Here is a 19,420-nt window from a genome sequence, read left to right on the forward strand (position 1 = left end):
TGGATTGCGTAAGTTTGCAAGAATTTAGATGAATGGCAATACAAAACTGATGGCTGAGCAGTTACAGGAAGTGAGCGGCGCGGGAGAAGAGGTCTTCTTGACGGGAGCCAGTGGCTTTGTAGGCAGTCATGTCCTTCGCGCGTTACTGGTGGCTCAATATCGCGTGCGCGCGCTGGTACGTCCGGGTTCCAGGCCGCTGCCCCCGCTAGAGGGCTGTACGGCTATCGTGGGTGATATCGAACGCCCTGGTGAGCTTATCCAGCATATGAACGGCTGCCGCTATCTCGTACACGTCGCTGCCCTTTACTCCTTCCTGCCGGGCATGCACCGCAAGATGTTTGAAACAAATGTGGTTGGCTGTGCCGGGCTGCTTGAAGCTGCCCACCTGGCAGGGGTGGAACGTGCGGTTGTCACTTCAAGTTCGTCCACCGTTGGGCCGAGTCATAATGGGCGTCCCGCGACCGAGGATGATTGGGATGTTGAAACGGATGCCTCAGCGTACCATCGTTCTAAGCTGGAGCAGGCGCGAGTAGCGCTAGCTGCCCAGGTGCCGGTCGTACTTGTCTTGCCGACGGCGCCTGTTGGTCCGGGAGATTGGAAGCCTACACCGACGGGCAAGATGATCGTGGACTTTATGCGCGGGCGCATTTTTGCCACATTGGGTGGTGGAATGAATGTGGTGGCGGTGGAAGATGTGGCGAGGGCACATGTGCTGGCGTTGCAGCGGGGTCGTCCACGGGAACGCTATCTGGTAGGCGGTGAGAATCTCACTTTATCGCAACTGTGGGAACGCCTGGCTAAGATTTGCGGTCGCCCTGCTCCAACGGCTCGCATTCCCTATCACCTGGCACTTTCACTGGGCTGGGCGGACGAATTCCGTTGCAAACTTTTACGTGGCGGAAAAGGTGGCATGGCCGCGCCGCTCATTCCTCTAGAAGGTGTGCGCATGGCTCGTCATCATATGTACGTCAGTTGCGTCAAGGCTCAATCTGAGCTTGGTTATGAGGCGACATCCGTGACCGCGGCCCTGGAACGGGCCGTGCGATGGTATAGCGATAACGGATATGCCACGTAACAAGAATAGGGGTATTTGCTTGGAGCATCGTTCCGCAGCACATAGCGAGCCTGTCTCATCGTCATCTGCCAGGTATCGTGCCGAAATTCTTGCCCCCACATTTCTTGAGTATTGGGCAGTACGTAGCGTACTTCCACCTGCTCGAGCTAGCTGGTCGGGTGTGCGCTTGATGCGATGGAAAGGTGCGCTCGAGGGTTCCATCGTGGTTGTGTCTGGACTGGCAGGAGCGCTTGCGCCTGGCATCCCTCCTGGGACTGTTCTGATACCAGACTGGATCGGGCTTGCCGATGGGAGTAGTATGCGCTGCGATCCCGCTCTTGTAAAGGCACTGCTGAAAGCCGCACGCACGTTGCACTTTCAACCTGATAGTGGGCCGCTGCTAACCGCCCCGTCCATGATTCTTGGCAGCGACCGTAACACATGGTCTCAGAAGGGCTTCGTGGCTGCCGATATGGAGACGGGCCTGCTCGCGGGAAGGAACCTGCGAGTGGCAACAATCCGTGTTGTACTGGATGCACCGGAGCGTGGCATTTCCTCGGACTGGCTGCGGCCAACAAAGGCAATGCTGCAGCCGAAGCTCTGGAAAGAGTTGTTCTGGCTCAGCTGGGCGGCTCCCAGGTATGCGCTGAGAGCAGCGCGTGTGCTGAAAGTTGCGCTTTGCGATGAGCCGGGCAATACGTTTGCTGAATAAAGTTTAGTAAAGGAGCTAGTACAGTGAGTAGTGGTGAAAATGCACTGGATATGTTGAGAGAAACCAGCAGGACATTCTTTATCCCTATAAGTCACTTACCCGCCGGGTTGCAGGATGCGGTCATGTCGGGCTATTTATGCCTTCGCGCTATCGATGAAGTAGAAGACCATCCTGACCTGGATAATCAGGCGAAGGCAACGGTATTGCACTCCATCAGCCGGATATTGCAAACAACCTTTACTGCTGGCGATTTTGAAATAGCATTTGGCCACTACCAACGGGAGCTTCCAGAGGTAACGCTTCGCATCGCTGAATGGGCAATGCTCGCACCCCTGACCATTGCCCCGCGCATATGGGAGGCTACGGCAACCATGGCGGACCGCATGGCGCACTGGGCGGAAAGTGGTTGGACGATTCAAACGGAGGCAGACCTGGACCGTTACACGTTTGGGGTCGCCGGCTCGGTGGGCCTGTTACTATCGGATCTGTGGGGCTGGTACAACGGGACGCAGACAAATCGTATGCATGCCGTTGGATTCGGGCGTGGCTTGCAGGCCGTCAATATCCTGCGCAACCACGAAGAAGACATGAAGCGTGGTGTAGACTTTTTCCCCGCCGGTTGGCGTACCGGGGACATGGATGCTTACGCGCGGCGCAATCTGGCTCTGGCCGATACTTATACTGATGCGCTTCCTGCCGGACCCGTGTTAGAATTTTGCAGGCTTCCGCTTGCCCTGGCCTATGCGACCCTGGATTCTATGGCTAGAGGTGATGGCAAGCTTAGCCGCAAAGCCGTACTTGAGATCGTGGCTCAATGCTACGAGGGGAGGCCGGTAGTTCAATAAGCATGGGAACCATTCAGTTCTCCTGAATAAAATCGATGATTGCTTCGAGGTCAGAGCGGGCACGATTGGCAAGCTCGTTGTCAGCGGCCACCAGAGCAAGTGCCTTTCGTGCCTCCTGACAATGTTGCGCAAGAAATTGCTTGCAATACTCGCGGGTCTGTGTTCGTTCAAAAATGGCTAGAATCTCTTGTGCCTGTTCCTGTGTGATCGGTTCATCCTGGTCATATATCTTTGTGATTGCCTGCTGATCGTCGGGCTGCGCGTGGTGGAAAGCATGCAGGATGGGCAGGCTTTTCTTGCGCCGGTAGATATCGCCGAGTGGCAGTTTGCCAGATTCTTCCTCGGTAGCCCAGACTCCGAGCATATCATCTCGCACCTGAAATGCAAACCCCAATGCCTGGCCAAAGCGAGCCAGGCACTCGATGACCTCCTGGTTGCGGGTTCCGAGTATAGCCCCCATCTCCGTCGCACAGCGCATCAATAAGGCTGTTTTGCGGCAGATCATCTCCTCATAGCTTGTGAGAGAAACCTGCAACTGCCGTTCAAAGGACATATCAAGATATTGACCTTCTGTCAGCTTGAGTAAAGTTGTATCAAATAGTTTCGCCAGATTTAGGGCTGTTGCAGGCTCTACTCCCTCATCCAATACCTTCCAGATATGGAGGCGAGACAGCGCGAACATAGCATCTCCAGCAAGGATTGCCTGGGGTATTCCCCATATGGCCCAGACTGTGGGGCGGTGGCGACGCTCGACATCTCCATCTTCAATATCATCATGCAGCAGCGTAAAATTATGCGCCAGTTCTATTACCGCGGCGGCGGGAAGCGCCGGTCGCAGAGACAATGCAGGGAGATTGGTCGAAGAATGCTGTTCCTGCGCCCAGGCCAGTTCGTAACTGAGTAGCAGAAGATTAGGGCGTATCAATTTGCCCGCGTGGTCATCTAAATGATGAAACCGCTGATCGACCCAACCAAGATGATATTGCATTTGTCCGTAGACATTTGCAAGGATATCGTGATTGATTGTTTCTGGATGAGTTGTGTCTGGGCTGAGAAGTGCCCGGCGAAGCTCCTGAAGGATCTCCTGCTGGTAACGCTGAAAGACTCTGTTTATGCTACTATAAGATACATTCATAGGCTAAGAGAGACGGTCGGCCCTTGCATCTATGTCCCTCACTCCTTTTTCTTCCCTCGTAATAAAGTGATCCTATCTTGAAAGGACAATATAGTAGGGGCTATACTATGGCTTCCATGAAAAAATATTGGCTGCCGGTCCTTGTTTGAGCATCTACCACCCCATGCTCCAGATAGACGCTCTGCTTGCGTTCGACGTTGAAGGCAACCCTGGTGCCAGGCCTTCTATAAGTTACTATACCAAGAAATAAGGGGAAATGACAAGAGGTGCCCAGTCTCTTTATTTTCTGCTTTTTGCTATTGCTTCCATCCTTAGTGTATCCTTATAGACGGAATTATCAACGCACTTACTTGCACAGCTTGAGAGGGGTTGCTATGTTGATTGCTCCTGCGCCACTGGCTGAAATCGCTGCTGCGCTGCGCACCGATCGGGTGAGTTTGCAAGCCTATATCGATGAAATTTGCGATCGCATTGATGCCGTTGAACCGCGTATTCACGCGCTATTGCCTGAACCAGAACGTCGCTCGCGATTGCTGGCCGATGCCCGGGCATTGCAGGCGCGCTTTCCAGATCCTACCAACCGTCCTCCTCTTTACGGCATTCCGGTGGGCATCAAGGATATGTTTCGTGTTGATGGCTTCCTAACCCGCGCCGGGTCAAAACTTCCTCCAGAATTATTTGCCGGTCCCGAGGCCGAGTGTGTTCAGACACTACGCCATGCTGGGGCCTTGATTTTGGGCAAGACAGTCTCTACAGAGTTTGCGTATTTTGAACCTGGACCGACGCGCAATCCGTATAACTTAGAGTACAGCCCTGGTGGATCGAGCAGTGGTTCCGCTGCTGCTGTCGCGGCGGGCTTCTGTCCGCTGGCTCTTGGCACTCAGACGATTGGTTCGACTATTCGCCCGGCGGCGTTTTGTGGGGTTATCGGCTTTAAACCCAGTTTTGGCCGTATTTCTACACTCGGCCTGATTAAGTGCGCGGAATCGGTAGATACGGTGGGATTTTTTACGCAGGATGTCGCAGGCGCAATGCTGGTTGCCTCATTGCTTTGCAAGGATTGGCAAGCGGTAAGCGTTCCTGAATCCGCCACATTACCGGTCCTTGGCGTGCCTGATGGTCCTTATCTTGCCCAGGCGTCGCCCGAGGGATTAGCGGCTTTCGAGAAGCAGCTATCTCTTCTCACATCCACGGGCTACCTTGTACGGCGAGTCACTGTCATGCAAGATATCGAGGCCATTAATGCCCGGCACATGCGCATGGTTGCAGCCGAGATGTCTCAGGTACATGCGGACTGGTTCGCGAGATATGCGCCCCTTTATGGTCGGCGAACAGCGGAGGCTATTCGTGAGGGACAGGGAGTGAGCGCTGAGGAGCTGGCGGAATGCAGGGCCGGTCGCCTGTTGTTGCGGCAAGAATTGGAGCGAGTGATGCAGCAAAATGAGATTGATCTATGGGTATGCCCCTCCGCTCCCGGGCCGGCGCCGGAGGGAATTACCACAACAGGTAGCTCTATCATGAACTTGCCCTGGACACATGCTGGATTGCCTGCCATCTCGTTGCCGGCAGGACGGGCGGAGAACGGCCTGCCCCTGGGTTTCCAATGCGTAGGAGCTTACATGAACGATGAACGTGTGCTGACCTGGGCGGGAAAGCTGGGTGAAATACTGAAGGACGCTTAATTATGACGAGCAATGTTCTGTTTGCAAATCCTTTTTCCATGGAAGACTTGCTGGTCTTTGATGACGAAACAATGCGGGGCATACTTGGCTGCAATGGCTTCGGTCTCTCAATCGAAACGCTGGCAATCGCCCTTCAAGGTGCGCCGGATAAGCTGGTAGAGCGCATCAAGCATATAATGCTATCAGCGCGGCGATCAGATTTTCTACAAGCGCTGCGCCGACCGTATTCACAACATCAGGTAGAGGCGGCTCGTCACGATGTACTGGACAAACTCTTTTGGGAACTGACTTACTGGAAGACGCCTGAGTTATATAATGAACTTACGGAGGGTGAGCACCTGCACCCGGGCATCTTTAAACAATTAGAGCCTGATATTCGTGATAAGATTGTGTTGGATGCAGGAGCAGGCAGTGGAAGAGCCTCGTTCGAGTGCGTTCGTTATGGCGCCAGCAAGGTTTATGCCGTGGAGCCTTCACCTGGCCTGTTACGAATTTTGCAAAAGAAGCTGGCGAAAGGTGCGGAGGCCGGGCGCATCATTCCTTTGCATGGGAGCTTCGAGGAACTTCCTCTGGAAAATGAAAGCGTCGATACGGCACTCTCCTGTTCGGCATTTACTGCCGATCCGGCAGAAGGGGGTGAGGCAGGACTGGCCGAGATGCGGCGAGTGACGAAGTGCGGGGGCAAAATTGTGATTATCTGGCCGCGTGTCGAGGATTATGAGTGGTTGGCACGGCACGGGTTTGAGCATATCACATTGCCGGTACAGGGGGAAATGTACGTGCAGTTCCGCTCATTAGAGAGCGCGTTGCGCTGTGCCAGGCGCTTCTATGCTGGTAATGAGCAGGTCGCTAATTATATACTGGAACGACGGCAGCCAGGGGTTCCATTTTCTGTATTGGGCCTGAATCCGCCGTGTGATTATTGTTGGCTTACTGTCGAGTAACGGGCAAGACGACCCGCCTTGCCCGTTCGTTGAGAAAGGAATGGGATCGATGTCTTCAGAAGTCGTCTCAGGTGAAACAAAAAGTTGGGCCGATACACCGCCCGCTAATCCACCGCTTCGACATGCCGTCAGCGAGTTTGTTGAGAATCAAAGCTGGCTCGACAAGGTAGCTGACCCTCTCCAGAACTGGCTATTGCAACTCTTTGGGCAACCGGGCGAACCCAATCGCAAGATCAAAGATATACTGAATGGAACATGGTTGGGGCACGCGTTACATCCTGTTTTCACCGATGTGCCCATTGGTTCCTGGTCAGCTACAATGCTGCTTGATCTTCTCTGGTTATTTGATGAGGATGAAGGGATTGCGCGCGGGGCGGATGCAACGCTGGTGTTGGGTCTGTTGGGGGCAGTGGGTTCGGCGGTAACAGGTGCTGCTGATTGGAGCGACCAGATTGGTGCCGACCGCCGTGTAGGTATGATGCATGGGTTGCTCAATCTTGGCATTACTGCGTTGAATGTTGGCTCCTGGGTTTCGCGACTGACCGGCAGTCGCCGTACTGGAATAGCTCTTTCGACGACAGCCTATTTGACCTCGCTGTTCTCGGCCTATTTAGGCGGCGAACTCAGCTTTGCCAAGGCCGTGGGAGTAAATCATGTTGCTTTTGAAGGCGGCTCCGATGATTACGTCGCCGTTATGGACGAGAAAGACCTGGTCGAAGGCAAACTGACGCGTGTCGATGTCGCCGGTATTCCTGCCGTTCTCTTGAAGCAGGGCAGTACGATCTATGCCATCGGTGCCACCTGCACGCACATGGGCGGTCCACTCGACGAGGGCACGGTTAAAGATGGCGTCGTGCAATGTCCCTGGCATGGTTCGTGTTTCAGAATGAGCGATGGGGCCGTAGTTACTGGCCCAGCCGTGTATGCTGAGGCAAACTTCGCCTTGCGCGTCCGCAATGGCAAAATTGAGTTGAGGCGGCTGGATCACGCTTAAAAAATTGATGAGGCATGAGGGGCACAATGCAAGAAACAGCTTGCGCTTCTCATGCCTCACCGGCTAGCCAGTCTTTTCTGAGCCTGTGCGAAATAGCGCTACAAGCTTAGTTCCGGTACTTCCCATCGTAATTGATAATGAAATTCAACTCCTCATCCGTAAATTCATAATGTCGTGCCAGCACACGATCAACCTCATCAATGATAGGCTTAGACTTGCCCGGAAAGATGCATTGGATAGTGAGCCTCCCCACATCCTTAAAATTCATCTTCCGGTACTCCGAATGAGCTTGCAAATCCTGGGCGAGATCAATCGCTAGCTTAGATAAATCGCTCCGGATAGTATGCTCCATCCTTTCGATGTCAAGCGGTAATCCCAGCACCTCGCGCATGTTCAGATTGCGGCAATCACTCCCGGTTGTGACGAACCAGTAGAACAGATTCGAGTTGAGGGAGACGAAGGCAATATTGGCGTGTTCAGATGATGCGAAGACGAGCGTCTTCAGTTCCGAGGGATGGCGGACATGGCCGTGTTCATCGAGGATTTGAGGGATAAAAGGGGTTACCTGGACATACCAGCTCATTTTGCGCGTGTAATAAACTATGTTGCTGCCTGCTTTCACGACATAATCGCCCAACCGGCGTGCCTGGCTATGTATCTTCATATGCAGAGTGCGTTCAATAGAGGAGCCATAACGCGGAATAATACCCGGCCTCACCAGGTCGGTGACTTCGATGTAGGCCAGCCGTTGAAAGAGCGATTCGCGCAGTTCGCGTCCCAATTTTATGTAGGGCGTGGAGTAGACGCGTTTCGGATGGGCAGATTTCGTGTAGAGAATGATGCAGAGCCGTGGATGAGGAATATCGAAGAGCTTGCCGCGCTGGTCGCTGAATGAGGAGATATGCAGCGATGCTTGCTCCAGCAGGATTTTCTGCAATGGCAAATAGCCGCTGGTGCAGGTTGCTGAGGATGGAACGATCATGCCAAAGCGGCCATCTCGCGCCAGTAGCGCGGAGCATCTTTCGATGGTGAGCGCGTAAAGGTTGCCGGTCGATACGGTTCGATAGTCGTTCACTTTATATGAGGCGCTGACAGTCTCATACTCCACGTAAGGTGGGTTGCCGATAATTACATCGAATCCGCCGTTTTGCATGATGCTGTAGAATTCGGTGAACCATGATAATCGCTCTGGATCTCGCTCGTACCCGACAAGTATGCCTGTTTCATTGCTATGATCGGCCAGAATATTGCCGGTATGGATATTGAAATCGATAGCCGTAAGTGACTCCACAGCTTCATCCCGCTCAATTTGAGATAGGAGTTTGAGCAGCAGGCGCAGTTTACAGAGCTCAACCGCCTCCTGCATGATATCTACTCCATACAGGTTGTTGGTGATGATGGATTTGAGGATGAAGTAGCGCCGGTTGGGATAGAACCGCATCTGCTTGAGTATGACGCGGAAGACGGAGCGTTGAGGTTCGTTCACTGTTGGATGAGCGGATTTCCCTGGCCCAGTTTGCGGGTCGCAAGCACTCAGCATAGCCTCCATCCGGGAGAGGCAGGCATCATAGAGCGGCTCAAGGACAGAAAGTGCCGCCAGCAGGAAAGCTCCAGAACCGCAGGTCGGATCAAGCACGGTGAGCTGGGCCAGGTTTTCGTAAAAAGCTAACAATAACGCCGGTTGCTCGCAATGTTCAATGATATCCTGCGCAAATTGGGCAATATTGAGATTATTTGTCACCAACTCGTCTATAGAGCGCACCTGGCCGGACTCCAGCATACAATGAAGTTGCTCGTAATGCTTGCGGCGGGCGATGACTTCATGCCAGGTCTCACCGGGCAGCGCAAATGGCTCGCTTGCCGGTGTGTTCCACCCGGTCTGCCCAGAGGCACTCTCCGGTAAAGGAAATTCGTGTCCTTTTTTGAGCGCGGGATAGATGTAACGGTCTGGATCATTGCCAAGCAATTGCCAGATACATCCACCAGCATGAGAAGCATCGGGGAACTTTTTTTCTGCGGCATGCAAGAGGAAAGGAAGAATAGTATTCCTGGCGATATATTCAGATATATCCGTTTGCGTATAATAAGCGCCCAGTTCTTTCTGGCTGATGAGCTTTTCAAAGATATAGCTGAGCATACCTGGGGTGATCGCATTGCCGGAGCAGGTAGGAGATTCCTCGATCTGCCACTCAAACGTATCGAGGAAAGCAAAGAGCCTGGCGAAAGCCGCGTTGGGTATATCGATATTGGCGTTGCGGCGCTCTAATTCGGGTACATCGAACAGATTACTATTGAGCGCTGGGATGCTGGCAGGAAGTGTATCTCTTGATCCTGGACGCTCATTGCCGGTCAATTCATGATGGAAAAAACGTAGAAGAAAATGGCGATAGAAAGAGGCATTTTCCTGACTATTCTCGTGCATCGAAAGCAATTGATTGCGCAGATAGTTAGTATCGCGATCCAGCAAGCTTTTCTTTTGTAAGAAGTAGACGAACATGAGCCGGATCAGCATCAGGGACGCATACTGTGCTCGGTCGCTCTCAGAAGCAAAGCCCTGAATGGATTGGTGAAAAGCGCTATACTCGCTTTTGAAAAGTTTTGAGAAACGCCTGGGAAGGCGGACTACGCCAGGAGGAAAATATACTGATCCGCTCATATCAACCGCATTCGGTCCAAAAATTTCCTATAGCCATCAAAAATAGAGAGATATTTGTGCTAAGATGCCGAGCTAATTGTAACAAGGGCGTCAAGGCGGGGAAAACTGGTGTTTCCCTATAAGTGGGCGAGAGATGCTTCGCTGCACTCAGCATGACAGGGCGGGGCATGTCATGCTGAGTGCAGCGAAGCATCTCTCGCCCCTTTCATGCAGCTGAGCCGACGGACTGCTGGGGAATCACCACGGGGAAAAGTAGGAGGCAGAGGCGATGTATTGTAAATAGAACCCAGCAATGTTACAATGCCTCCACGACAAAGCCTCCTGGGGAGATATATGTTACTGACGATCACCACAACTTATCAACCGGCTACTGATCTGGGTTACTTGCTGCATAAAAATCCGGCTAGAGTGCAATCATTCGCGCTTTCGTTCGGCAAGGCTCATGTATTCTATCCAGAGGTCAGTGACGAATGCTGTACTGCGGCATTGCTGCTGGATGTCGATCCGGTGCAGTTAGTATGCGGTTCGCATGGCGCGGCTTCGCTGGAGCAGTATGTCAATGACCGCCCTTATGTGGCTTCCTCGTTTCTCAGTGTCGCCATTGCGCAGGTCTATGGAACGGCTCTGAATGGGCATAGTGCAGCTCGCCAGGGACTGGCCGAAATGGACATTCCTTTGCGGGCGAAGATTGCCGTCTTGCCATGTCGTGGTGGAGAAGGCCTCCTCAAGCGTCTCTTTGAACCATTGGGTTATACGGTAACCGCCATGCCTCATATGCTGGATGAAATCTATCCTGAATGGGGCATGAGCATTTATTACACGGTCACCCTGGAAGCCAGTTGTCGTTTGCGTGATCTTTTGACGCATCTCTATGTGCTTGTTCCGGTGCTGGATGATGACAAGCACTATTGGATAGGGGATGATGAGGTCGAAAAATTGTTGCGCCGGGGCAAGGGATGGCTAGAAACTCACCCGGAACGCGAACAGATCGCCTATCGCTATCTGAAGCACAAGCGCAGTTTGGCGCGCGATGCCATCGCACGCTTAACGGCTGAGGATGCTCCTGATGAGGATACGGCGGAAAAATTTGCCCGACCCGCAACGGTGATAATAACGACGCCCAACTCGGAATATAATGTCAAGTTTGAGACATTGCCCACCGGCCAGTTTCGCCACAAGGATCATCGTTTCGAATGGACGCGCCAGGAATTTCAGGCATGGGCGAATACAGTTGCAGAACGGTTCAATTATTCTGTGCGTTTCCTTCCTGTAGGGTCAGAGGATTCGCTGGTTGGTGCGCCTTCGCAGATGGCGATTTTCTCGCGTGAGATAGTCAATTGATACATGCTAAAAGATAAGCTGGTTGGACAAAGAAATCTTAAATGATCTGCTATTGTGGTTAAGGATGCGTTACCTGTCATGAACATTACGATTCCTGAGCTTTCACTGATGATCCTCATCGGGCCTTCAGGTTCCGGCAAGTCAACTTTTGCCCATAAACACTTTAAAAGCACCGAGATCCTCTCATCGGATTTTTGTAGAGGCCTGGTCTCGGATGACGAAAATGACCAGAGTGCCACAAAGGATGCCTTTGAGGTGCTGCACTTCGTTGCCGCTAAGCGATTGGGTGCCGGAAAATTGACAGTGATTGATGCGACGAACGTTCAGCAGGAGGCCCGTAAACCTTTGCTTGCGCTGGCTCGCGAGTATCATTGTTTGCCTGTAGCAATCGTGTTTAACCTGCCTGAGAAACTGTGCCAGGAGCGTAACCGGTATCGCTCTGACCGCGATTTTGGGCCGCATGTTGTGCGCCAGCAGACGATGCAGTTGCGGCGTTCTCTGCATGGCCTGGAACGTGAGGGTTTCAGCAATGTCTTTGTCCTTTCCTCACCGGAGCAGATTGATAGCGTCAAGATTGTGCGACAACCATTATGGAGCAATTTGAAGCATGAACATGGTCCTTTCGATATTATCGGTGATGTCCATGGGTGCTTCGATGAACTACAGACGCTATTGAAGCAACTTGGTTATGAGATGCGGGAAGACGAGCAAAAATTCTATGTGCATCATCCTGCGAACCGGAAAGCTCTATTCCTGGGCGACCTGGTTGATCGCGGGCCAGATATCCCTGGAGTACTGCGCCTGGTCATGGACATGGTAGAGGCTGGCGATGCGCTTTGTATACCGGGCAATCACGACGTGAAATTGTTACGCAAGCTCAAGGGCAGAGATGTAAAACTCACACATGGCCTTGCCGCCTCTATCGAACAGTTGGAGAAGGAGCCGGCGGAGTTTCGCGAGAGGGTTGCGCGGTTTATCGATGGCCTGGTCAGCCATTACGTGCTTGATAATGGGAAGCTGGTTGTCGCTCACGCCGGTTTGAAGGAATCGATGCAGGGACGCGCTTCCCGCGCAGTACGCGAATTTGCTCTTTATGGTGAAACGACAGGCGAAACCGACGAATTTGGCATGCCCATTCGCTACAATTGGGCGGCTGAATATCGTGGCAAAGCAATGGTTGTCTATGGTCATACACCGGTACCGGAGGCCGAGTGGCTGAATAACACTATCAATATTGACACCGGCTGTGTCTTCGGCGGCAAACTGACGGCGCTGCGCTATCCTGAAAGAGAATTGGTGTCTGTTCCTGCTGCCCGTGTCTATTGGGAGTCGGCAAAACCGTTTCTCTCCGTTGTAGATCAAGCACCTATTCTTACGGCGCAACAACAGAACGATGATGTGCTGGATATGGAGGATGTATCCGGCAAACGCATCATTTCGACGCGCTTGCAGCAGCATATCACCATTCAGGAGGAGAATGCTATTGCTGCCCTGGAGGTCATGAGCCGGTTCGCGGCAAATCCCAGGTGGCTCATCTATCTTCCTCCAACGATGTCTCCTTCCGAGACGAGCAGTGAGCCTGGATTGCTCGAACATCCGGCGGAGGCGTTTGCCTATTATCGTCATGAAGGGGTGCCGAAAGTTGTTTGCGAAGAGAAGCATATGGGTTCGCGCGCGGTGGTGATCGTCTGCCGAGATGAGGAGGCCGCGCGCAAGCATTTCGGTGTAACGGGTGAAGGCATCGGAATTTGCTATACCCGTACCGGTAGGCGTTTCTTCGACGATGCGACACTCGAAGTGGAGATGCTTGCACGAGTTCGTTCTGCTCTGGATGCCGTTGATTTCTGGAAGCGGTTTTCAACCGGATGGGTGTGCATGGACTGCGAACTGATGCCCTGGTCGGTTAAGGCCCAGGCGCTGCTGCTCCAGCAGTATGCCTCCGTCGGCGCTGCCGCTCGTGCCGCGATCGCTGGTGCGGTGGCGAGCCTCGAACTGGCGGCAGAACAGGGCCGCGATGTTGAGGAATTGCTGGCGACCTATCGCAACAAGCAAAAGCTCGTCACACAGTATGTTCATGCCTATCGACAGTATTGCTGGCCCGTACATGCTGTGACCGACCTCAAACTTGCCCCGTTTCACCTGCTGGCGACTCAGGGCAAAGTTTATACGAACAAGGATCACGCCTGGCATATGGAGACGCTTGCCGAGATCTGCCGTGCTGATGAAGCGCTGCTGCTCGCTACGCCATTCAAAATTGTGGATGTCACCGATGCGGCAAGCATTGAAGAGGGCATTGCCTGGTGGCGGGAGCTGACCGGGCGCGGCGGCGAAGGAATGGTGGTCAAGCCGCTGGATTTCATCATAAGAGGAAAACGAGGAATCGTACAGCCCACCCTCAAATGCCGCGGGCCGGAATACCTCCGCATCATCTATGGGCCTGAGTACAGCATTCCCCAGAATCTGGAACAACTGCGCAAACGCGGATTAGGCGCGAAACGTTCGCTAGCCTTGCGCGAGTTTTCCCTTGGCGTTGAGGCCCTGGAGCGTTTTGTGCGCGGAGAACCCCTGCGCCGAGTGCATGAGTGCGTTTTTGGCGTGCTGGCGCTTGAAAGTGAGCCTGTTGACCCACGGCTGTAATGGATAAGTTAATGAGCGATACATAGGTAGAAATAGGGGTGGCAAAACAAAACCTCTCAGCCCACCCTTTTGAGTCCACTCTGATCAATAAGATAGACTGTGTTTGAGAGGTCTTGATCTCGAAGTATAGTGATGGCTACCATGAGAGGATCGACGACAGCGCGTCCCGGTACTCCCGGTAGGGAAAGGAGAATGAGACCCGGATGAGGAGGCCGGTACTGGGAAGTAAGAAAATCAGCATCTCGTGTGATGATGATAAGACCATGGCGGCAAGCGTAGGCAAAAATAGCTGGATCCTTCTTTGCCCGTAATCCTACCTCATATAACACGGACGGCAGTATAACCTGCGATTCGCAGTGCGTTTGCCGCACGTTTAGGCATATTCTCATCAAGGAGAAATGCCCTGGGAGGAGGTACCATACCTTTCTTTTCTCCCTATGGAACTAAAGCTGCTGCATAGTTTAGCGCATTCTTGATCTGCTCTTCTGTCAGATCATATTCCTCACAAATTTCCTGTACTGACATTCCCTGAGAGAGATCAACAAGAATGATTTTCACAGGAACACGTGTCCCTTCCACGATTGCCTTCCCCCCATTGATTTGAGTGTCAGAAACGATACCGGGAGATAGGACTCTTCTATCCGGCTGCTGTTGTAACATAGGTATTACTCCTTTCGCCAGGCGGTACTTCTAGAAGAATATAGAGCCTAGTCAACTTCCGTATCCGGGCCTCGTGTCGAACCAGACGATTCTATTATATCCTACGGGACCTCCATTGCCAGGGAGGTTCTTGTCTGTGCTTCCTTTCTAACTCTAACGGATGTGTCTATCGCTAATAACATAGTTCCCCGGCCTCCTCCCGCATCACCTCTACAAAGTCGGCCAGCACTGCGTTGAGAGGTCCTCGATGTGCCAGGTAGACCAGGGCGCTTTCCCTGTAAGCTGGGGGCAGATCGGCCACTTCAACCTCGACCAGCCGTCCTGACTTCAAATCCTCCGCCACCAATGCGCGGGTGAGGAATGCCGCTCCGATTCCATCGAGCAATAGATGACGTACAGTTTCAAAAGGCAGCTCCACCATTGGACTCATCTGCTCGGTAATGCGCAACAATGTTATATTCACAGGTGGCCCCCATTGCCATTGCACTTTCAGCAGGTGGCCTTTTGCTCGTTGTGCCTCCGTTAGCGTTACCGTTCCGCGCCCTATCAGAGAACTGCCTGCCGGCGCGACCAGTATAAGCGGCTCACGGAAGTGCAGGAGTGGTATCAAATCGGGATTGAAAAGAGGCCAGCTGATCAAACCGAGCTTCACTACGCCATCGTAGAGCATTTCCACTACCTGGTCGCTATGGCCTGTTCGCACAAAGAAATCCACTTTAGGATGAGTATCGTGGAAGCTCGCGATGGAGGACGCCAGGAAACCTCCTGCCAGCGATTCGATAGTCCCGACCGTCACACGGCCTCGTTTGCCCTCCTGAGTCAATTGCGCTGCCTCGACTCCTTCTGCTAGCACTTCCAGGGCGCGGCGAGCATATGGCAAGAAGCTCTCGCCCCTTTCAGTGAGCGCTACCTTCCGTCCTGCGCGGGTGAAAAGTTTGCCTCCTACCTCTTGCTCCAACGCTTGAATACGTGCGCTGATTGTGGGCTGCGTGATATTCAATGCACGCGCTGCCCGGCTGAAGCTGCCGTCGCGCACAATACGTTCGTAGGCTTGTAGCTGATCTATATCCATTGTTCGCTCCTTTCATCCATAGAAAAATTCAATAGCAATTATAGCAGCTATCAGCTTGAACTATGTCCGTTCCTCCTTTACACTTTAGATAAGGCTCTATGCCAGGACAAAAGGAGCAGGGAGAGATCATGAGTTTTCTAAAAGTGCTGCGCTTACGTCACCTCGCCATTCTCTGGTCGAGCCAGGTACTCTCAGCGATGGGTGATTTTTTCTATTTGATTGCGGTGATGTGGATCGCGGTCAAGGTAGCGGGGAGTGCGGCAGGGATTGTCGCGGCGGCGGAAACAGGTTCGATGCTACTCTTTGGCCTGTTTGGAGGTGTCTATGCGGATCGCTGGAATCGCCGCACAACGATGATGACGGTGGATATGCTGCGTGCCCTGGCTGTTGGAATATTGCCTATCCTGGCATTGACCGGAGCTTTGCAGCTATGGCACCTGGTTGTGGTGGCAGTCATTGTGGGCGGACTGGGAGCCTTATTCGATCCAGCACTTCAGGCCAGTCTTCCCGCGCTGGCCGGAGACCCGCAGATATTGCAGGCTACCAACGGGCTGATGGATATAACGCGGCGGCTGGCTCGCGCCCTCGGCCCCAGCCTTGCCGGCGTATTGATCATTTTCTTGCCCCTCGCCCATTTCTTTACGCTGGACGCGATCAGTTTTGTCATCTCCGCGCTGGCAGTATTTTCGTTGGGGCGGCACTTTGCCTGGAAGCCTGAGCGGAATCGGGAGATAGGAAATGGTATCAGGGGCGTATTACAGGAGATTGGGGGAGCGATGCGCCTGGTACGCGTTCATCGTTCCCTGCCATGGATATTCGTAAGTCTTGCCATTATCAGCGTTGCCTGGAGTACCGGCTTTACCGTCGGCGTCCCATTATTAGCTGCGCGCGTGCTGGGCGGCAATGTTGGTGCCTATGGTCTGATTGTCGGCGCTTATGGAGTAGGCAATGTTCTAAGCAATCTTGTCATTGGTAGTTTGACCATCCATCGCCGGGTTATGACGATTTTCATAGGGAAGCTGGTTCTGGGCATCGGATTTTTCTTGCTGGCTTTCGCGCCTTCTCTGCCGGTAGCATTGTTGGGTTCGGCGCTGGCAGCAATTGGTGGCCCCATGGGCGATATTATGTTGTTAACGATGATACAGACTGATCTGCCATCCAATCAGATAGGAAAGGTCTATAGCTTGCTGATGATGCTTGAAAGTGCGGGTGTTTCGCTAGGTTTGTTATTAGCCGTTCCGCTCTTTACTATTGTAGAGGTTCCTATAGGAATTGCTCTTTGCGCGTCTATCATGGCGGCAGTTGGTATAGCAGGGCTGGCAAGATTTGGATTCGCTGAGACATCTGTCAAGTTAACGCACAAAGAGCAAGAAGAAATATCTTTCACTGGGGTTAGGATAACAGACGATGTTACCACTTGAGAAGCTTCTCATGGCCTCTTAACCGTTTATTCTCGCTTCAAGCTGGTCAAATGCTATATCCCACGCGCGCACGAAGTAGTTCCTGGCTTTTTCCCATTCGGGCGAGTTGCCCCAGCCGGAGTGAACAAGGTAGACATCGGTGCAGGCTGTTAAGACCTCGTCGCAAGGAATGAAGAAAACTGTTACATGGGTGAGAGGGTCGGCGTTATTCATGAAACCATCGAACTCCGAGGGGCCTTTCCATTCAAAGCAGAGATATTTATCCGGCTCGATGGCTGTGATCTTGCAGCCGCGGGTATTGTTACGCGTTTTGTTGGCTGTATCCCAGTAGAGTTCATATTTGCCTCCCGCGACAGGTTCGACCTCAGCGTAATTTGTCAGCCACGATTCAAGATTCTGGTTCAAGGTAAACATTTCGAAGGCGTGATGAGTGTTGCAGTGCAGCCGGGCGGAATGGGTAATGATAGTGTTCATAGAGGCTTCTCCTCGAGCGATAAAATGGTAGTGTTTCCGACATGTGATGAATATATTGGATTAATGCCGATGGCCGTGTTTTGTTAAACTGACTATACTGGAATTTGTGTTCTATGTCAAGTGAATGTTGCCAGGAGGGTGTAGGAAATAGTTGTAGGCAAACGAGCGAAAAAGGGGTATCCTCTACAAAAATCAACAAGCCGAGAGGAGACCCCTGGAATGGAAACGAATGAGGCGTTACAAATGACACTGATGCAGCAAGCGGAAGCGGAGGTAAGACACTTACTGGCGGGAGTAGAGCACCTGGAGGTGGGAGACCTCAAAGGAGTGGAACAGCAGGTACTCAGCAGCATGTTTGCCCTGGGACGCAAAGTGTTGGAGCAGATCATGCAGGCCCAAATCGCGCACGTGCCGAGTCAGGCCCGTCGAGAAGGAGCATGTGGGCATCAGCAGCGGTTGGTGAGCCGTCGGCCTAAGCAGGTGCTGACGCTGCTTGGGCCAATCACTATCCAGCGAGGCTATTACCAGTGTCTGCACGTGGCAAGGGAGTCCGTGGACGATGGGGAGGCAGGCTGTAGTCACGGGGAGGCTCCTGCCGATGCAGTGTGGGGCATCCAAGAGCGGCGCACCAGTGCCGGGGTGCAGGAGGCGGTGAGCTACCTGTGTGCCTCGCTCACCTTGCAGGAAGCGGCAACGACGTTCAGTCGACTGTTCCCCTGGCAGATGTCGGCACGAGAAGCCCTCGCGCTGATGCAGCCAGTGGGGGAGGCGCTCGCCATGCTGGAGCAGGAACAGGTCGAAGCCTTGTGGAAAGAGGCTGCTGAGAAGCCCAGCGCGCTGCGAGGAGGCGAGGAGCCAGCCAGCGGAAGCATCAAGCGGCTCTACATCGAACTGGATGGAGTGATGGCCCGCCTGCGGCGGGGCAGTGTGCCGCTGGAGCCGCAGGAGCAGCAGCGAGGCGGGGATGTCTACCGCGAGATCAAAGTGGGGGCCGTCTTTGTCGGCCAACGCGGACGTGAGCAATCGGAGTTGGTTCCTGGGGTCTACGTGGACGAGCCGCAAGCAGGCAGCTTGCACTATGTGGCCCAGCGCACGGCCCTCGGCGACTTTGGTCGCCACCTCTACGCCGTAGCCGTGCAAGGGGGCTTGCTGCATGCCAGCCAGGTCGTCGTGCTGGGGGACGGAGCGCGCTGGCTCTGGCGGCTGGTGGAAGAGCATTTTCCCGGTGCGGTGCAGATTGTGGATCTCTGGCACGCCCAGCAGCACGTCTGGGAGGTGGCCCATGCCGTCTTTGGTCGCGGCACCTCTCAGGGCGCCGCCTGGGCCAAGCAAGGCTGCCACTGGCTCGTGCATGGGCAGATCGAGGTCCTCGTCAAAGCTATCACGGCCTTCCCGCCGATTGCTCCGCCCGCCGGACAGTCCAAGAGTGTTCCCGAACAGGCCATCGGCTACTTTAGCAGCACTGCCGAGCGCATGCGCTATCCAGCCTTCCGAGCCCAGGGGATGCAGATCGGCAGTGGCATTGCTGAGGCGGCGTGCAAGAGCGTCGTGAGCACCCGCACGAAGCGTTCGGGCATGCGCTGGACCCCACAGGGTCTCGATGCCCTCTTACCCTTGCGCACCGCCGTCCTCAATGGCTCTTTTGATGCTTTCTGGCAACGACGCTCTCATGCACTTGCCTGATTGCCTACAACTAATTCCTACACCCGCGCTACGCAGGCAGCGCTATCTTCAATATGTGTGTCACAAAGAAAGCAATCTTCTTCCCGCGTACTCATATGCCTAAAAAAGAA

15 protein-coding genes are annotated in these 19,420 nt (G+C 53.5%); 10 read left to right on the forward strand and 5 right to left on the reverse strand.

Translation table 11 applies throughout. The features are described 5' to 3' along the window. Window positions 1-28: 28 nt before the first annotated feature. From VFA09_17265 to VFA09_17275, 3 genes are read left to right on the forward strand one after another with little or no spacing between them, the layout of a single operon-like run. Window positions 29-1,075 (forward strand): NAD-dependent epimerase/dehydratase family protein, encoded by a 1,047-nt coding sequence (locus tag VFA09_17265; GenBank protein ID HZU69028.1) that lies wholly within the window; start codon window positions 29-31, stop codon window positions 1,073-1,075. Window positions 1,076-1,094: 19 nt separating this feature from the next. Next, window positions 1,095-1,766, forward strand: a complete 672-nt coding sequence (locus tag VFA09_17270; GenBank protein ID HZU69029.1) for a hypothetical protein — start codon at window positions 1,095-1,097, stop codon at window positions 1,764-1,766. A 23-nt stretch (window positions 1,767-1,789) separates the two neighbouring features. Then, window positions 1,790-2,611 (forward strand): phytoene/squalene synthase family protein, encoded by an 822-nt coding sequence (locus tag VFA09_17275; GenBank protein HZU69030.1) that lies wholly within the window; start codon window positions 1,790-1,792, stop codon window positions 2,609-2,611. 13 nt (window positions 2,612-2,624) lie between these two features. Here the strand turns inward: VFA09_17275 and VFA09_17280 are convergent, their stop codons facing one another. After that, complete coding sequence (locus tag VFA09_17280; GenBank protein HZU69031.1) at window positions 2,625-3,599, reverse strand: polyprenyl synthetase family protein; 975 nt, start codon at window positions 3,597-3,599, stop codon at window positions 2,625-2,627. Between the two features lie 521 nt (window positions 3,600-4,120). Here VFA09_17280 and VFA09_17285 point away from each other — a divergent pair. Genes VFA09_17285 through VFA09_17295 form a run of 3 tightly spaced genes read left to right on the forward strand, consistent with a single transcriptional unit; the run spans window position 4,121 to window position 7,366 of the window. Continuing rightward, window positions 4,121-5,428, forward strand: a complete 1,308-nt coding sequence (locus VFA09_17285) for an amidase (GenBank protein ID HZU69032.1) — start codon at window positions 4,121-4,123, stop codon at window positions 5,426-5,428. Between the two features lie 2 nt (window positions 5,429-5,430). After that, the gene (locus VFA09_17290; GenBank protein HZU69033.1) at window positions 5,431-6,372 is read left to right on the forward strand and encodes a methyltransferase domain-containing protein; all 942 of its coding nucleotides are present in this window, start codon (window positions 5,431-5,433) and stop codon (window positions 6,370-6,372) included. 49 nt (window positions 6,373-6,421) lie between these two features. Continuing rightward, entirely contained in the window at window positions 6,422-7,366 is a 945-nt protein-coding gene (locus tag VFA09_17295; GenBank protein HZU69034.1) for a Rieske 2Fe-2S domain-containing protein, read from the forward strand. Between the two features lie 106 nt (window positions 7,367-7,472). On the opposite strand, the gene VFA09_17300 is transcribed toward VFA09_17295, so the two are convergent. Continuing rightward, window positions 7,473-10,022 carry a DNA methyltransferase gene (locus tag VFA09_17300; protein HZU69035.1) on the reverse strand — a complete coding sequence of 850 codons (2,550 nt, stop codon included), beginning with the start codon at window positions 10,020-10,022 and terminating at the stop codon, window positions 7,473-7,475. A gap of 333 nt (window positions 10,023-10,355) precedes the next feature. Here VFA09_17300 and VFA09_17305 point away from each other — a divergent pair, with 333 nt between their 5' ends. Both VFA09_17305 and VFA09_17310 read left to right on the forward strand, forming a co-directional pair. Then, window positions 10,356-11,363, forward strand: a complete 1,008-nt coding sequence (locus tag VFA09_17305; GenBank protein HZU69036.1) for a 3' terminal RNA ribose 2'-O-methyltransferase Hen1 — start codon at window positions 10,356-10,358, stop codon at window positions 11,361-11,363. A gap of 78 nt (window positions 11,364-11,441) precedes the next feature. Further along, the gene (locus VFA09_17310; GenBank protein ID HZU69037.1) at window positions 11,442-14,000 is read left to right on the forward strand and encodes a polynucleotide kinase-phosphatase; all 2,559 of its coding nucleotides are present in this window, start codon (window positions 11,442-11,444) and stop codon (window positions 13,998-14,000) included. Window positions 14,001-14,435: 435 nt separating this feature from the next. On the opposite strand, the gene VFA09_17315 is transcribed toward VFA09_17310, so the two are convergent. After that, the gene (locus tag VFA09_17315; protein ID HZU69038.1) at window positions 14,436-14,660 is read right to left on the reverse strand and encodes a DUF433 domain-containing protein; all 225 of its coding nucleotides are present in this window, start codon (window positions 14,658-14,660) and stop codon (window positions 14,436-14,438) included. Between the two features lie 172 nt (window positions 14,661-14,832). Next, complete coding sequence (locus tag VFA09_17320; protein ID HZU69039.1) at window positions 14,833-15,732, reverse strand: LysR family transcriptional regulator; 900 nt, start codon at window positions 15,730-15,732, stop codon at window positions 14,833-14,835. A gap of 128 nt (window positions 15,733-15,860) precedes the next feature. Between VFA09_17320 and VFA09_17325 the strand changes: the two genes are divergently transcribed. Next, window positions 15,861-17,153, forward strand: a complete 1,293-nt coding sequence (locus tag VFA09_17325) for an MFS transporter (protein ID HZU69040.1) — start codon at window positions 15,861-15,863, stop codon at window positions 17,151-17,153. A gap of 18 nt (window positions 17,154-17,171) precedes the next feature. Here the strand turns inward: VFA09_17325 and VFA09_17330 are convergent, their stop codons facing one another. Continuing rightward, window positions 17,172-17,627 (reverse strand): SRPBCC domain-containing protein, encoded by a 456-nt coding sequence (locus tag VFA09_17330; protein ID HZU69041.1) that lies wholly within the window; start codon window positions 17,625-17,627, stop codon window positions 17,172-17,174. A 219-nt stretch (window positions 17,628-17,846) separates the two neighbouring features. Between VFA09_17330 and VFA09_17335 the strand changes: the two genes are divergently transcribed. After that, on the forward strand, window positions 17,847-19,310 hold the full coding sequence (locus VFA09_17335; protein HZU69042.1) for an ISKra4 family transposase: 1,464 nt from the start codon (window positions 17,847-17,849) through the stop codon (window positions 19,308-19,310). Window positions 19,311-19,420: the final 110 nt, after the last annotated feature.

The organism is Ktedonobacteraceae bacterium (genome assembly GCA_035653615.1).
Classification (GTDB): Bacteria; Chloroflexota; Ktedonobacteria; order Ktedonobacterales; family Ktedonobacteraceae; genus DASRBN01.